Here is a 13,669-nt window from a genome sequence, read left to right on the forward strand (position 1 = left end):
ACGCGCGACGCCCGCAAACGAACACGCGACAGCCAAGCCGAACAGGCACCCGTCAAGCATGTGATGGGACAGAGGTGTCAAGCATCTCCCGGGACAGGACACAGGTGTGATGTCTGGGCCGGACGAGAACTTTCTTTACGTCTTCAAGGGCGCCCGCCCCGGCGCGCCGGGCGTGCGGCCTGTACCGTCCGGTCCCGCCGCGCCGCGTCGCCCGTCCGCCAATGCCTAACGGCGCTTTCCCTGACCGGGGAGCCCACCGTAGATGATCCGTGGATCCCGGCCGCGCCATGGAGGAATGGGCGCCTTGGTCTCCGTAGTCCACCCGCGACCTTGCGCCAAGGGGTCGGCAACTGTATGAGTTCGACGACGAGTCCTCGGTTTGCCGAAGCGGTCCCGGTCGCGATCGCGTTTACCAAGAACGCGACTAGCCTCCGCGTAATCTCGGATGCCTGTGAGACGGCACGTGGCCTCTTCTACGAGCACGTCCAGGTCCCACACAAGGTCAGGATCACTGGGAAAAGGCATCGTGTAGGCATCGTCAAGGTGGTGCTCGTCATCGCGACGACCACCGATGGTGACCTTCTTGTCTCGATGCGTGAGCCGATACGGCAGTACAGGCCACCCGGGTCGGGAAGCGGCATCCACACATAAAAGAGAGGTGTCCTCCATTTCCAGGATGGATACACCACGCATGTAATCGGACTGTCCCGTAAGTAGCTGCACAGCAGTGCGGGCGACGACACCGAGCCATACAAGCGGACGCGGTTCGTTAGTGATCAACGCAGTTACTTCTATGCGGCCAGGCGAAGCGGTGAAGGCCAGGGTGTCGTCTTGGGGATGGCGTCCAAGCCACACTTGCAAGTTCGGCCAGTCGGGGTCGGTCATACATCCGCACGATAGCGTTGATGGAAGACAAACCACCTGTTCTGGCCGCGCTCGGCCAGGAACGGACGATTAACGTATACCTGGGCATGATTTCAGGCTCGGCGTGCCTGAAGCGGGGGCTTCGCGGCCCCCAGCCCTCGCGAGCCGGGGCACTCGTTCGCGCGAAACCCTCTGTCACGGGGTTGCGCGCCGTTCGCGCGAACAAGCACCCCGGAGCATCGTGCGTCAGTGCGGGACGGTGCCAGGCTTAAGGCGATGAATGCTCGTAGGCGGCGCAGTAGCGCTCCTAGTCGCCCTCGTACGCGTTCTGGGGGCGGTGGAATAGTTCGAGCGCGATGCCGTCGGGGTCACGGAAACTGAGGGCGAGGCCACCGCGGCCCGCGTCGGCGATCGGCGAGTAGTCGACGCCCAGTTCGGCGAGACGTTCCTGCCACTCCTCCAGTTCGGCGAGACGTTCCTGCCACTCCTCCAGTTCGGTTCGGGTGGCGACGCCGAGAGCGAGGTGGTCCAAGCCTGGCCGCCGCTCGTCGAACCTCTCGACGGCGCCGGGGAGATGTTGTTGCAGGACGAGGATTGCGCTGCCGTCACGGTGCATGCACAGGGTGCGAACCCAAGACGGCCGATGCTGTGTAGCGGTCGGCTCGAACCCGAGAACCTGCTCGTACCAGCCGACACTGCGATCGTGGTCGGTCACCGTCAACGTCACGTGAGCCCAGCCGAGAATGGCCATGGCGACCATCATAGGGAATCTTGTTGCTATCGGTGGTGGCGTGGCTTCCAGCGGGGCCGAGCTTAAGCGGCTTCCGGATTCAAGTGCACGCCTGATGTCGACGGTGACAGCGTTGGATGAATTCGCGACGTCGTCTACCGTTGGGACTTGGATGAGCGGAGTTGAGTCGGCGACCCTCGTGCGATCGGGTATGCAAGGGTGCGCTGGCCTGCCAAGGCGATCACCATGAGCGATCGGCGAACAAACGCCTCAGGAGGGAGGTTTATGTGTTGGGCTCAATACGATGTCGACGGTGGCTCGGAGGCTGACGGCGTGTCTTGTAGCCCTTTGTGGAGGGTGTAGGCCATTGCGGCAGAGAAGGATTCCGCGAATGCCGTTGCGTTCTGGTCCAAGGGCATCCGCTTCTTCGCTATCACCGATCATCCACAGGTCCGTGGCGGTTGGCAGGATGTTCCGCGCCGCTGCGTAGGAACCTGGATGGGGCTTCTCGAAGCCGATGAGCGCGGAGGTCAGAATAGCGTCGAAGTAGTCGGCGAGGCCGAGATGCCCGACCAGGGCGGGCAGTTCAGGGCTGTGGTTCGACAAGATCACTTGACGGCACTGCAGATCTCTGAGCCGCTGTAGTTCGTGTCTGACCTCAGGGAACACACGCCAGCCTATGCCGGCGTCAATGTAGTGTTCGTGAACGCGCGATGCCAACTGCCGTGCGGTAGTGGGCGAGAAGCCGAGCCGGTGGAGGACACTCGCCAGGAGGCTGGTCATCTCGCGCCACCAGGCGTTCGGCTCGCACAACTGTGGATGGGGGCGCTCGGGGGTGTGCCATGGAAATCCGGTGTGCATGAGTGCCGCGATTTCGGAGCGGCTGATACCGTGATGGGGATCATGGTCGGAGATGATCTCCAGCAGGCAGCCCGACCACAGTCCGGGCCGTTCGGCCAGAGTTCCGTCGAAATCCCAGATGATCCCCACGTCCCTCGACATGGTTCCCCTTCTCTGCAGCCGGCACAGCGAGCCACAGCGTTGCGTCGGAGCACGTTTCTGCCAAGCCCATGTTGCCAGTGATGGACTGTTGGAGTCCGCGAGTTGGCCACACGCGGGCACAGGCCGCGAGGAGCCACCGATCGAGTCGGGGGTCACTCACCGTTCGAGCCTCACATTGAGGAGGGCGGCGACGAGGGATTCGCCGCCCGGAGGTTGGTGGGCAGTACGGGCGTAGCGGTCTGTCATTTTTCGAGATCATCGGATGCGAAGGAGGCCGGCCAACTCACCGCGATCCGTCCCCGTGACGGCTACCGAAGACCGGGTGATGGGAAGGCTGAGACGGCTGGAGCGCCGCAGGCCAGCGAGTGGGTGGCGTGCAATTAGCCAGGGTGATCAAGGGGCAACCGCGGTGACTTACGGTACGAGCGGAGGCCTGGTCAGCCGCTATGACGGCCCCGGATCGGTTTGGTTCCCAAGCTGACAGCGCGGATTCGATTCCCGTCGCCCGTTCACCGTAAAGGCCCAGGCCAGGGACATGATCCCGCCCCTGGGCCCTGATCGTTTTTATGGCCGGCATCGACTGCCGCGCGGCTTCCGGTGCTCGGGCCGTGGCCGGCCCTGCGCTCCGGGGCCACTCGCCCTCCTGGTGACCGGGGTGCTCGGTGCGTTCGGACTGGTAACGGCAGCGCTAGCAACAGTCCTGGATCGGGTCGGGGTGGTATGCGCAGCGATGCTTCCGTGGTGGGCCAGCGGACGAGCACGGACGATCGTGGACGGGGCTGATCTTGATGCGGATCAAATGTGCCACGAGATCGAATGATCTCGTAGAGGGTTCACTTGTTGATCAGGAACCAGGCGGCCTCTCGTCCTGAGTGCTCACCGAGTTGGTGCGTGACGGTGGCGATCACGGCATCGGCGATATGGCTGTCGAACTCACCCTCGAAAGAGATCTGCCAGCCTGGGGGTTCACCCGAGAACGCGATCTCAACTTCACCGAGACGGAGTCGATGGTCGCCCCATCCGTCAACTGGAGCGCACTCCCATCCGGCAGGCGTGAGCACCTGGGCGAGGTCGTCATGGTGAAACGCGATCCAGCCATCCCCAGTCCGCGCCTGGATCAAATACTCTCGCATTCCTCCATCGTGGCAGACGGCGGACGATTCGATCACTGTAGGCCGTGCCGCTGCGTGCCCGTCACGTCGGTCGCGATCGGTCGGCAGCGGTCGTTGACGGTCTTGTGGATGGGAGCGTGCTGGTCAGAGAGGCAGCTAGGGAGGGCACGGCTGGGACAGAATTCCTAAGTTGACAGCGCGGGTCCGATTCCGTCACCCACTCACCGCAAAGGCCCAGGCCGGGGGACACGATCCCCGAACCTGGGCCTTGATTGTTTTCGCGGTCGTCGTTGGCGGGTCATGAGGTCACCGGCACCAGTGCCCTGACCTCGTTGCCCGGCCGCCCGCCGATCGGAGAAGCGTGGCCGAGCGCTCAGCAATGACCTGGTCGGATGTGTCGAAGGTCATGGATGTGCAGGTCCCGCACACCTCACCATCGACGACCGCCTAGGCGCAGCTGTCAGCCTCGCCGACCAGACCGCGCTAGCCCTCGCCAAGCTCATCTCGTGATCCGGCTTGCCTGACGGTGCCACGCGGCCCTTGGCGCCGGGTGCTCTATCGCTTCAGTGCGCGATAGCGCCGGAGTAGCGCAGTCACCTTCTGGTAGTCCGCATCGCCGTTGAGTTCGGCGAGAAGGTCGTCTGGGCACAGCTCGTACACGTCGCCCCACCACTTGCGCCCGCGGTTGTCCCAGATGCGGTAACCGCCAGGGACGCCGCGCGCGACGTACCGCCGCCTAGCCACGTGTCACCTGATCGAGATCCACGGCCCGCATCACCGCCCAGCTCACGAGACCGAGGGTACGAGCAGCGACCGAGGCAGGCCAACGGATCTCTTTGAGGCTTCCGCTACGCGGGCGCCGACGGTAGCGAGCGAGATCAGCGTTCGCGGGGGGTGCTGAGGCGCAGCGCTGTGCGTATCATCGCGGCGCGCTGGCCGGGGCAGTGCCACAGTGCTTCGTCCACCGGCTCGTCATCGTCGAAGCGCATCGGCTTGTACAGGTACACAACTCCCGCAAGCCACGCATCGGGGTCGACGTCGTGGCGCTCGCCATGCGCGCACGCCGGGTCCGCGGCGACCCGGGTGAGAACCTCCCGCAGGTGGGTCGGGACGGCCGGCGGTGCGGTCGCGTCCTGTCTGACCAGGGCGAAACAGGCCGCCGCCGTCAACGGCAGCAGTTCGCTCTGTGGAACGTCACCGAGCAGCCTCTGGGCTGCCCAGAGGCTCGCGACCTGCGACGGCGTTTCCTGAGGATCAGAGCCGACGTTGATGGCGAGCTCGATGACGTCCAGGGTTCCGTCGACCACGTACGCAGGCGCCAGCAAGCTGAAATCCGGCATTCCGAACTCGGTCGGGCGCCGTGCCAGCAACGCCCCCATGGTCTCCTGGGCCATCAACCGGAGCCAGGCCGGGCAGGAGAACAGTGCGATCTCGTCGCGGTCCGCGAGTCCGGCGGCGGCGGCGACCTCGGGGTCCTCGATCGCCGGGATCCACCGCACGATGCGTTCGAGGTCGTCGAGATCGGCGTTGCCCGGATGGTCCTCCTCGCAGGTGTCCAGTGTGGCGTCGGCCAGCGCCGCCGCGGCGATCAGCGAGTCGTAGATCCGCTGGTCGCGGAGCCGGTGGACGGCCCAGAACCTGGTCGAGTAGAGCGCGAGGACCTGCCCCGCCCGCATGCGGGGATCGGGGTCCTCGGCGAGGATCTCGGCGACCAGCTCCAGCAGTCCCGCCGGATCGCCGGTCGGATAGTCGTTGACGATCCCAAGCAGGTTCTGGACGAACCCGGTCGTGGGAGGAAACCGATTCATCGACATGGGATGTCGGCCGCAGCGCCGAGGTTCCCCATCGTCATGATCCGATCGGGCACGTGGTCCGACGAGGAGCACGGCCAGGCCGATGCCGGTGCCGATTGTCGCCGCAAGCCACATGCCCAGCCCATCCACGAGGCGCGGCATGGGTCAACTCGCCATGCCCGTTCAGCGGGACGCCGGGCGAGCAACTGGTCGAGGGCGCGACGGGCACGCAGGCAAGAGGCTGCTCGGCGGGCAGTTAGCGGGCGTTTGGGCAGGATGATCAAGTTGCCGTAGGGGGCACTTGCCGTACGACCGAACGCCAGGCCAGGGCGGCTGGGGGAGGCGGATCGGTTCGGTTCGGTTCGGTTTCCGAGCTGACAACGCGGGTTCGATTCCCTCGCCCGCTCCACGCCAAAGGCCCATTCGCGCCAGCAGGTTCTTGGTGGAGAAGCCCATGTCAGCGGCGAGCTGGTTGCCCGTGTGCCAGGGGTCGTGAGAATGCGGATTCGGCACACACGGTGCGGCCACCACATGTCGCCGTTCGTGACCTTGTTGAACCCCCTCCGCCCGGCCGTGCATCGGTGCGCGGCCGCGCCGCCGCTCGGCCTCACGCATCGGTCACGATGCGGGCCATGTCAGCCCAGAAACCGCCGACACCCGCGGGCGCCGATGCCTGAACTCGCGGGCCGAACTCGCCGCCTGAGTGTTCTAGATCATTTTTGCTTGCCGAGCGAGACAAGACGCGGACTGTACCTGGTGCCGCGAGCAAGGTTCGCGGTGCGCCAAGGGCTGTGGCCTACGGCGCGACAAAGCGAGCAAAGGACACAATCATGCAGTGCAGCAAGGGCCACCAGATGTTCCAGCCCGGCGGCAGTGGCAGCGGCTCCATGTGGGTCTGTCCGACCTGTGGAGAGGTCAAGCAGAGCTTCGACGAGATGCCCCAGACCTGGAGCGTCTTCGCGGAGCGGATGATTCGGCTCCTGCTGGTCGGCTAGTCGGCTGACCCAGCAGGGGTAAACCCCTGCCGGCCGTCCCTGGGCACCCCCAGGGACGGCCAGTTCTCTGTGCTGCGATGCTGCCGGCCGCGGACCAGCAGCTTCAGCGCGCGCGACCGGGGAACTTTGTGGCTCCCGGCCAAAGTCGATCTTGAGAGTGGTTTCCTAACTGACGGCGCGGGTTCGGTTCTCGTCACCCATTCCACGACGAGGGTGCAGGTCAGGACGCGAATTCCGATCCGGGCTTCGATCTTGTTAGAGCCCTGAATGAGCCCTCGTGCCATTAGGGCCTGTCTGACAAATGATCACCTGGCCGTTTCACGGAGCCAGAGGATCATGGAGGCCAGGACAACTCCCGCGCGGTAGCGGTCCGCAAGCTTGTCGAACCTGGTTGCGATCGCACGGAACTGCTTGAGGCGGGCGAAGCATCGTTCGACCACGTTGCGGTCGCGGTAGATCTCCGTGTCGAAGGCGGGTGGCCTGCCACCGCGGCGCCCTCGGCGGCGGCGGTTGGCCACCTGGTCGCGGCGCTCGGGGATCGTGGCGGCGATGCCCCGACGCCGCAGCAGATGGCGGATGACCCTGCTGGAGTATGCCTTGTCACCCAGCACACGGTCCGGTGTCGTGCGCGGGCGGCCCGTGCCGGCGCGCGGGGTGCGGATCCCGTCGAGGACGTCGGCGAACGCGGTGGCGTCGTTGGCGTTTCCGGGTGTGAGCACGATCGACAGCGGCAGCCCCCGGCCGTCGACGGCGAGGCGGACCTTGGTGGTCAGCCCGCCCCGGGACCGGCCGAGGGCCTGGTGCACCTGCGAGCGGCCCGGATCTTCCAGTTCGTCCCCGTCCGCGTCCCCCTTTTACGGGCGCCCGCGGCGTGCTGGTGGGCCCGGTTGACCGTGGAGTCGACGGCGACAGTCCACTCCACCTGGCCCACCGCGTCGTCACGGACCTGGACGTGCTCCAGCAGCTTCGCCCACGTGCCATCGGCCTCCCAGCGGGCGAACCGCTCGTAGACGGTCTGCCACGGCCCGTACCGCTCGGGCAGGTCGCGCCAAGGAGCCCCGGTCCGCAGCCGCCACAGCACCCCGTTGACCACCTGCCGGTGATCACGCCACGGACGTCCGCGTCCGTCCACCTGCGGCAACAGGGGCTCTATTCGCTCCCATGCCGCATCCGTCAACTCACCTCGACCTGCCATAAGATCAATTATCAGACCGGCGATAGAGTCCTGCCCGTGGCGAACCATCAGGACGAGACCAGTGCGGCCTACGACGGAGTCGTCGAGCTGTACGCATCGCTGTTCGCAGACCGGCTGGAGACACAGCCGTTCACCCGGGCCATGATCGGCACCTTCGCCGAACTGGTGCGCGCGACGGGCAACCTGCGGGCAGCGGACGTCGGGTGCGGGCCCGGACATCTGACGGCCATGCTGCACGAACTGAGCCTGGACGCCTTCGGACTCGACCTCTCCCCCGGCATGGTCAACCACGCACGGCGGGCCCATCCGGCGCTGTGCTTCCAGGAGGCGCGGATGGAATCCCTTCCGATCAAGGACGGCGCGCTCGGCGGCGTACTGGCCCACTATTCGATGATCCACACCCCTCCGGGAGAACTGCCGGAGCTGCTCGCCGAGCAGGTACGCGTCCTGGCGCCGGATGGCCTGCTCCTGGTTTCCTTCTTCGGGACCGACGGACAAGAACCGGTCCGGTTCGATCACAAGGTGGCGCCTGCCTACAGCTGGCCGGCGGATCGCCTCGCTGAACTGCTGGCCGATGCCGGGCTCGTTCCCTTCGCCCGGCTGCTCCACGATCCGGCCTCCGAGCGAGGCTTCCTCGACGCCCATCTGCTGGCCCGCCGATCGTAGGTCTTGCCCGGTAATACCCGCCAGCCGGTCGGCGCACCTCCGGACTGCCAGCTCGGCGGACGCTCGCTGATCCGACTGGAATTGTCAGACAGGCCCTAGGCCAACCGGCACCAGGCGACCATGGGTGGCCCAGGCCCTCGCGTACGTCGAGTGGTGGGACGAGATGGTACTCAGCGCTTGGTCTCGTACCTGGTCAGGAGTACGCCGTCGGGGAACGTCCGGGTCTCGACGAGGGTCAGGTTCACCCAGTTGTCCAGGGCCGTGAAGAACGGCGTGCCGCCGCCCAGCAAGACCGGTGCGGTGACCAGCACATACTCGTCGATCAGCCCGGCCCGCATCGCCGCTGCCGCGAGGGTGGCGCCGCCGATGTCCATGGGGCCACCGTCCTCGGCCTTGAGCCGGGTGATCTCGGTGACCGCGTCGCCGGTGACCAAGCGGGTGTTCCAGTCGACCGTGTCGGTCGTCGAGGAGAACACCACCTTCGGCATGTCCCGCCAGCGGCGGGCGAACTCGACCTCCGCCGGCGTGACGCCGGGCTGTTGGTCGGCGGTCGGCCAGTGGGAGCTCATCGTCTCCCACAATCTGCGCCCGTACAGCGCCAGGCCCGTCGCCCCCACCCGGTCGGACCACCACTGGAACAGTTCGTCGCTCGGCACGCTCCAGCCGAGGTCGTCACCGGGCGCGGCGATGTAGCCGTCCAAGCTCAGGTTCATGGCGAAGGTCAGTTTCCCCATGGCGTCAGCCTCCTGTGAGTCGGTACCCGGCGTACAGACCAGCCCGGCGCGGAAAAATCACCGGTCAGGCCACACCGAGGGCCGGTTTACCTGTCAAGCGGATGCTGTGGACGGGAAGGCGTTGCACGTCGACCTAGGCTCCCGGCAATGACGTGGCGTTCTTCGCTTCCGGAGCCTGTCACGTCCTCGCCTGCGCGTTCACGGAGACCTACCCGGACGTCGGATTGGGGGCACCTGCCGCGACACCATCGACTGCACCACCACGACCATCGCTCTGCGACGAGCAGGCGTTGCCGGTTCTACGTCTAGGCGCCGTCTGACGGCCGGGGGACTAGGGGCTTGAGGTGGCCGCTTCCTCCGGGCGACCTATCAACTCCGCCAGGCGGATCAAACGGCGCATGTAGTGCGCCCCCTCACCGCTCAAGCGGAGAAGGATCTTTTGAAGGTCGCGGGCGCGGTCCGGGATATCGCCGGGGACGTAGTTTCCGATCATGCCGCACCGGGTGGTCATCAGGTTCCACAGCGGAGACGAAGACTCCCTCACTCTTGGCCGCTGGGGCGACGCGGCCGTCGCCGAGTTGGTGAACGACCTTCAGGGCAGCCGTCATGAGAACGGCAGCGGCACCGCGCATGATTGCGGGAGCGGTTTCAGTCCCGATTCCTACTATCAGTGCCCTGATGCCCGCCTCCGGCCGCATGCCCCGCGGGGCATGCGGCCGGGCAGGTCAGGCGGCGGGGGCGCCGAACCAGCGGGACAGGTGGGCTTCCAGGTCCTGCTGGTCGTCGCCGATCCAGGCGACGTGGCCGTCGGGGCGTAGCAGGACGCACGGTGCGTCCAGTGCCGCGGTGGGGTCCGCGAGGTGGTCGACCCGGTCCGTCCAGCCGGCCGTGGTCAGGCGTTCAGTGCGGTCGAGGAGGAGGCCGCGGCCGCGGTGCAGCAGGTCGTAGAGGCGGCCCCGCTTCAGGTCGAGGTCGCGCATGCGGCGGCCGAGCAGGTCGGGGCCTTCGCCGAAGTCGTAGCGGATGTCGATCGCGGTGATCTTCTCGATCAGGTGGCGGTTCACCTCGTTGAAGTCCATCAGTTCGGTGAGCAGCCTGCGCAGGGCCCGCGGGCCCGGTTCGGTCGAGTGCAGTTCCGTCTGGGCGCGGGTGTTGTCCAGGACGTCCGCGGCGACCGGATGGCGTTCGTCGTGGTAGGTGTCCAGCAGGGTGCCCGGCGCCCAGCCGCGGACCTGCGCGGCCAGTTTCCAGCCGAGATTGAACGCGTCCTGGACGCCCAGGTTGAGGCCCTGGCCGCCGGCGGGCGGGTGGATGTGCGCCGCGTCGCCGGCCAGCAGCACCCGGCCGACGCGGTAGCGATCGGCGAGCCGGGTCGCGTCGCCGAAGCGGGACAGCCAGCGCGGGGAGTGGACGCCGAAGTCGGTTCCGGCGATGGCGCGCAATCCCTGCTTGAAATCGTCGAGGGTGGGTGATTCCGCGCGGTCGCCGACTCCCGGGACGGGGACGACGACGCGATAGGCGCCGCCGGCGAAGGGCCTGAGGCTGAACACCTTGTCGGTCTTCTGGATCTCGGCCACCTTGGCGGCGATCTCCTCCTGCGGCGCGCCCGCTTCCATCTCGCCCATCAGCGTCTCGTTCCGCGACGGCTCGCCGGGGAAGCCGACGCCGAGGAGTTTGCGCACCGTGCTGCGCCCGCCGTCACAGCCGACGAGGTAGCGCGAGCGGAGTCGCTCCCCGCCGGCCAGCTCGACGGTGACGCCGTCGTCGTCCTGCGAGATACCGGTCACCGCGCGACCGCGCCGGACCTGCGCGCCCAGGGCGACCGCATGTTCTTCGAGCAGGCGGTCGACGACCGGCTGGGGGATGCCCAGCAGGTAGGCGTGCGCGGAATCGAGGCCCTCGGGGACGGGCTTGTCGATGGCGGCGAAGAAGCCGCCGGCCGGGCGCCGCCGTCCGTGTTCGAGAAGGCGCTCCAGGAGTCCGCGCATCGCCATCAGTTCGAGGCTGCGGATGTGCAGGCCGACGATGCGGACGAACGACGCGGGCTCGGTCTCCTTCTCCAGGACGAGGACCCGCACGTCGTGGAGGCGGAGTTCGGCGGCCAGCATCGCGCCGGTCGGCCCGCAGCCGGCGATGATCACGTCGGCGTTGAACTGCGGAGAGTGCATAGGTGTTGCCTTTCGGGAGTGCCTGTGGTGAGGCGCTCCCGGCGACACCTACGTCAATCGCCCGGCCGTGACGGGAGGGGGAGCACCCACAGCGATACAGCGTTCATGGGTCTCACCTCCTCGGGCGGTGTCACGGGCACCTGCAAGCTACAAGCCCGAGCGTCACCTCGTCCAATCCTTTCCCCGCCGGCCGGGAGGCGTGCGCGGTGGAATGTCGTCGAGCGGTGTTAGGTTCGCGCGCGTGAGCACGAGATACCTGTCGTGGGACGAGGCCGTGGAGCTGTTCGAGCGGCGGGGTCTGCCGAAGAGCGCGTACGAGAACCTGTACGAGGAGGAGTACATCCTCGTGGAGGGTCCGGTCGTCGTGGACGGGCACCTGCCGCTGGACGATCACGACCAGACCCCCTGGGCGCGGGACACTCCCGACGCCGCCACCGGATACATCGTCGACGGGGACCTGACCGTCGAGGGGAACCTGGTGGACGTCGACGACGGGTCCGCGGCGCTGATCGTGCTGGGGAGGCTCACCGCGCACGACGTCTACTTCGAGGGGGACGTCAAGCTCATCACGCTCGGGGACGTCGCGGTCCGGGCGTTCGTCGGCTACATGACCGAGAAGCTGGTCATGATCCACGGGGACCTGCGCACGTCGGTGGCGGTGTTCCTCGACGAGTTCGCCCCCGACCTGGTCACCGGCACCCTGGTCGGACGGCTCATCGCCCCCGGTCATCTGGACCTCGCCGGGGCGCTGTCCGACCCGTCCGCTGGCAAGCCGCTGGCCGACCTTGTCGTGCCCGAGGTTCTGGCCGCGGACGGTTCCGCTCCCGGCGACTTCGCCGGCTTCGCGAAGGTCGGGCTCGACGGGCAGGCCGTTCGCGACCGCGTCATCGGCGGTCTTCCTCTCTCCCTCACCCCGGTCGCCGGGTAGACGATCGCTCGTGTCGTTCCAGGAGGAACTGCTTGTAGACGATCTTGAAGAGCGTCTTGCAGACGTCGGTGAGCTCGTCGATGTCGGTCGAGTGCTGCCGGGTGGACCAGTGGTTGATGAGCTGCCGGACGGCTCCGATGATGGCCAGTGCCCCGTACTCCATGCGATCGGTGCGGGGGGCGGGGCCGTCGAGGTGCTCGGCGAGCAGGGCCAGGACGAGGTCGGACAGTTCGTGGATGACCTCGTCGGCGCGGGCGCGTAGCGCCGGGCCGCTGCTGATCGACTCGAGGAAGACGATCCGGGCCGTGCGGGCGTCGGCGGTGAGGCCGTCGACGAACAGCGCGACACCGGTGTCGATCTGTTCGTCGATGCTCATACCGGGCCGGGACAGGGCCGTGATCAACCGGTCCTTGAGCGGTTCGATCTGCGCGTCGTAGACCGCCCTCAGCAGGGCTTCGCGGTCGGTGAACGACTCGTAGAAGTAGCGCTTGGTCAGTCCGGCGCGCTCGCACAGGGCCTCGATGGTGGTGTCGGCGTACCCGGCGGTGCCGAAGAGTTCGAGACCGGCCTCCATGAGCGCGTCATGGCGCTGCCGGCGCCGTTCGTGCGCCTCCTTGCCGCCGTAGCGGCGACGACCATTACCTGGGGCAGTGCCGGTCACCGAGTTTTCGTCCTCAGGTTCGTGGTTGCGCCCGGCCCGCATCTGACACCGTTCCGTATCACATCATCTGATACGCGGGGGTGTCAGAACGGATCGAGGTGGACGTGTGCCGCTCGCGGGAGCGGCCCCGGATTCGGGAACGGCACGATCTACTACCCGACCGACGACAGCCAGGGCACCTTCGGCGCGGTCACGGTCATCCCCGGCTTCCTCGGGTGGGAGGGGACCCTGCAGTGGCTCGGCCCGCGGCTGGCGTCCCAGGGCTTCGTCGTGATGACCCTCAACCCGCTCACCCCGCTGGACCCGCCGTTCACCCGCGGCGACGAGCTCGTCGCCGCGCTCAAGTACCTGACGGGCAACAGCCCGGTCAAGGACCGGATCGACCCGCACCGGCTCGGCGTCATCGGCTGGTCGATGGGCGGCGGAGGCGCGCTGAGGGCGGCCGCCGCCGACCCCGACATCAAGGCCGACGTCGCCCTGTCCCCTTGGGACATCGGCGGCGTCGCCGGTCAGGTGAGCACACCGACCCTCGTCTTCGGCGGGGACTGGGACGCCATCGCCCCCACCGGCGTCTTCGGCCGGCCCTTCTACGACGGGCTCAAGACCAAGGACAAGGCGCTCATCCAGCTCAGGAACGCGACCCACTTCCACTACATGGTCCCCAACACCCCCACGGCGGAATACTCCCTCGTGTGGCTCAAACGGTTCATCGACGATGACACGCGCTACGACAAGTTCCTGTGCCCTGCCCCCGGCACCGGCGACGCCATCTCCGAATTCACCGTCCAATGCCCGCTGCCCTGAACCTCGGAGTGCGAGGC

General features: G+C 67.1%; 13 protein-coding genes. 4 read left to right on the forward strand and 9 right to left on the reverse strand.

Features of this window, described 5'->3' with window-relative positions:
* Positions 1-225: 225 nt before the first annotated feature.
* The 5 genes from J4709_RS00005 to J4709_RS00025 form a co-directional block, all read right to left on the reverse strand.
* Positions 226-885 carry a hypothetical protein gene (locus J4709_RS00005; RefSeq protein ID WP_208235574.1) on the reverse strand — a complete coding sequence of 220 codons (660 nt, stop codon included), beginning with the start codon at positions 883-885 and terminating at the stop codon, positions 226-228.
* Between the two features lie 286 nt (positions 886-1,171).
* Positions 1,172-1,615, reverse strand: a complete 444-nt coding sequence (locus J4709_RS00010) for a VOC family protein (protein WP_208235575.1) — start codon at positions 1,613-1,615, stop codon at positions 1,172-1,174.
* Positions 1,616-1,864: 249 nt separating this feature from the next.
* On the reverse strand, positions 1,865-2,596 hold the full coding sequence (locus J4709_RS00015; protein WP_208235576.1) for an HAD family hydrolase: 732 nt from the start codon (positions 2,594-2,596) through the stop codon (positions 1,865-1,867).
* Positions 2,597-3,429: 833 nt separating this feature from the next.
* Positions 3,430-3,729: a hypothetical protein gene (locus tag J4709_RS00020; protein ID WP_208235577.1), complete on the reverse strand. Its 300-nt coding sequence runs from the start codon at positions 3,727-3,729 to the stop codon at positions 3,430-3,432.
* 857 nt (positions 3,730-4,586) lie between these two features.
* The gene (locus tag J4709_RS00025; protein ID WP_208235578.1) at positions 4,587-5,663 is read right to left on the reverse strand and encodes a hypothetical protein; all 1,077 of its coding nucleotides are present in this window, start codon (positions 5,661-5,663) and stop codon (positions 4,587-4,589) included.
* A 668-nt stretch (positions 5,664-6,331) separates the two neighbouring features.
* Here J4709_RS00025 and J4709_RS00030 point away from each other — a divergent pair.
* Positions 6,332-6,496, forward strand: coding sequence for a hypothetical protein (locus tag J4709_RS00030; RefSeq protein WP_208235579.1), 165 nt, complete (start codon positions 6,332-6,334; stop codon positions 6,494-6,496).
* Positions 6,497-6,801: 305 nt separating this feature from the next.
* Here J4709_RS00030 and J4709_RS00035 read toward each other — a convergent pair.
* Positions 6,802-7,691, reverse strand: a protein-coding gene (locus tag J4709_RS00035; protein WP_208235580.1) for an IS5 family transposase whose coding sequence is annotated in 2 segments (ribosomal slippage) — positions 6,802-7,334 and positions 7,334-7,691 — 891 coding nt in all. Because the reading frame shifts where the segments join, the coding sequence is not laid out codon by codon here.
* 36 nt (positions 7,692-7,727) lie between these two features.
* Here J4709_RS00035 and J4709_RS00040 point away from each other — a divergent pair.
* On the forward strand, positions 7,728-8,357 hold the full coding sequence (locus J4709_RS00040; RefSeq protein WP_208235581.1) for a class I SAM-dependent methyltransferase: 630 nt from the start codon (positions 7,728-7,730) through the stop codon (positions 8,355-8,357).
* A 170-nt stretch (positions 8,358-8,527) separates the two neighbouring features.
* Here the strand turns inward: J4709_RS00040 and J4709_RS00045 are convergent, their stop codons facing one another.
* Together J4709_RS00045 and rox are read right to left on the reverse strand one after the other, a co-directional pair.
* Positions 8,528-9,091: a dihydrofolate reductase family protein gene (locus tag J4709_RS00045; protein ID WP_208235582.1), complete on the reverse strand. Its 564-nt coding sequence runs from the start codon at positions 9,089-9,091 to the stop codon at positions 8,528-8,530.
* 725 nt (positions 9,092-9,816) lie between these two features.
* Positions 9,817-11,259, reverse strand: coding sequence for a rifampin monooxygenase (rox, locus tag J4709_RS00050; RefSeq protein ID WP_208235583.1), 1,443 nt, complete (start codon positions 11,257-11,259; stop codon positions 9,817-9,819).
* 241 nt (positions 11,260-11,500) lie between these two features.
* Between rox and J4709_RS00055 the strand changes: the two genes are divergently transcribed.
* A complete protein-coding gene (locus J4709_RS00055) occupies positions 11,501-12,187 on the forward strand; it encodes a hypothetical protein (RefSeq protein WP_208235584.1) in 687 nt (228 codons plus the stop codon).
* On the opposite strand, the gene J4709_RS00060 is transcribed toward J4709_RS00055, so the two are convergent.
* Positions 12,168-12,848, reverse strand: coding sequence for a TetR/AcrR family transcriptional regulator (locus J4709_RS00060; RefSeq protein ID WP_208235585.1), 681 nt, complete (start codon positions 12,846-12,848; stop codon positions 12,168-12,170). The two genes, J4709_RS00055 and J4709_RS00060, sit on opposite strands and share 20 nt — an antisense overlap.
* Between J4709_RS00060 and J4709_RS56345 the strand changes: the two genes are divergently transcribed.
* Entirely contained in the window at positions 12,771-13,652 is an 882-nt protein-coding gene (locus tag J4709_RS56345) for a poly(ethylene terephthalate) hydrolase family protein (RefSeq protein WP_443608284.1), read from the forward strand. The two genes, J4709_RS00060 and J4709_RS56345, sit on opposite strands and share 78 nt — an antisense overlap.
* The last annotated feature ends 17 nt before the right edge of the window (positions 13,653-13,669 follow it).

This window comes from Actinomadura violacea, from assembly GCF_017573465.1.
Taxonomy (GTDB): domain Bacteria; phylum Actinomycetota; class Actinomycetes; order Streptosporangiales; family Streptosporangiaceae; genus Spirillospora; species Spirillospora violacea.

Excerpts from the sequence above, each read along its gene's own strand:
- J4709_RS00025 (WP_208235578.1), bottom strand. The coding sequence starts at position 5,663 with ATGCCGCGCCTCGTGGATGGGCTGGGCATGTGGCTTGCGGCGACAATC.
- J4709_RS56345 (WP_443608284.1), top strand. The coding sequence starts at position 12,771 with ATGGCGCTGCCGGCGCCGTTCGTGCGCCTCCTTGCCGCCGTAGCGGCG.
- rox (WP_208235583.1), bottom strand. The coding sequence starts at position 11,259 with ATGCACTCTCCGCAGTTCAACGCCGACGTGATCATCGCCGGCTGCGGG.
- J4709_RS00020 (WP_208235577.1), bottom strand. The coding sequence starts at position 3,729 with ATGCGAGAGTATTTGATCCAGGCGCGGACTGGGGATGGCTGGATCGCG.
- J4709_RS00045 (WP_208235582.1), bottom strand. The coding sequence starts at position 9,091 with ATGGGGAAACTGACCTTCGCCATGAACCTGAGCTTGGACGGCTACATC.
- J4709_RS00005 (WP_208235574.1), bottom strand. The coding sequence starts at position 885 with ATGACCGACCCCGACTGGCCGAACTTGCAAGTGTGGCTTGGACGCCAT.
- J4709_RS00015 (WP_208235576.1), bottom strand. The coding sequence starts at position 2,596 with ATGTCGAGGGACGTGGGGATCATCTGGGATTTCGACGGAACTCTGGCC.
- J4709_RS00010 (WP_208235575.1), bottom strand. The coding sequence starts at position 1,615 with ATGGCCATTCTCGGCTGGGCTCACGTGACGTTGACGGTGACCGACCAC.
- J4709_RS00030 (WP_208235579.1), top strand. The coding sequence starts at position 6,332 with ATGCAGTGCAGCAAGGGCCACCAGATGTTCCAGCCCGGCGGCAGTGGC.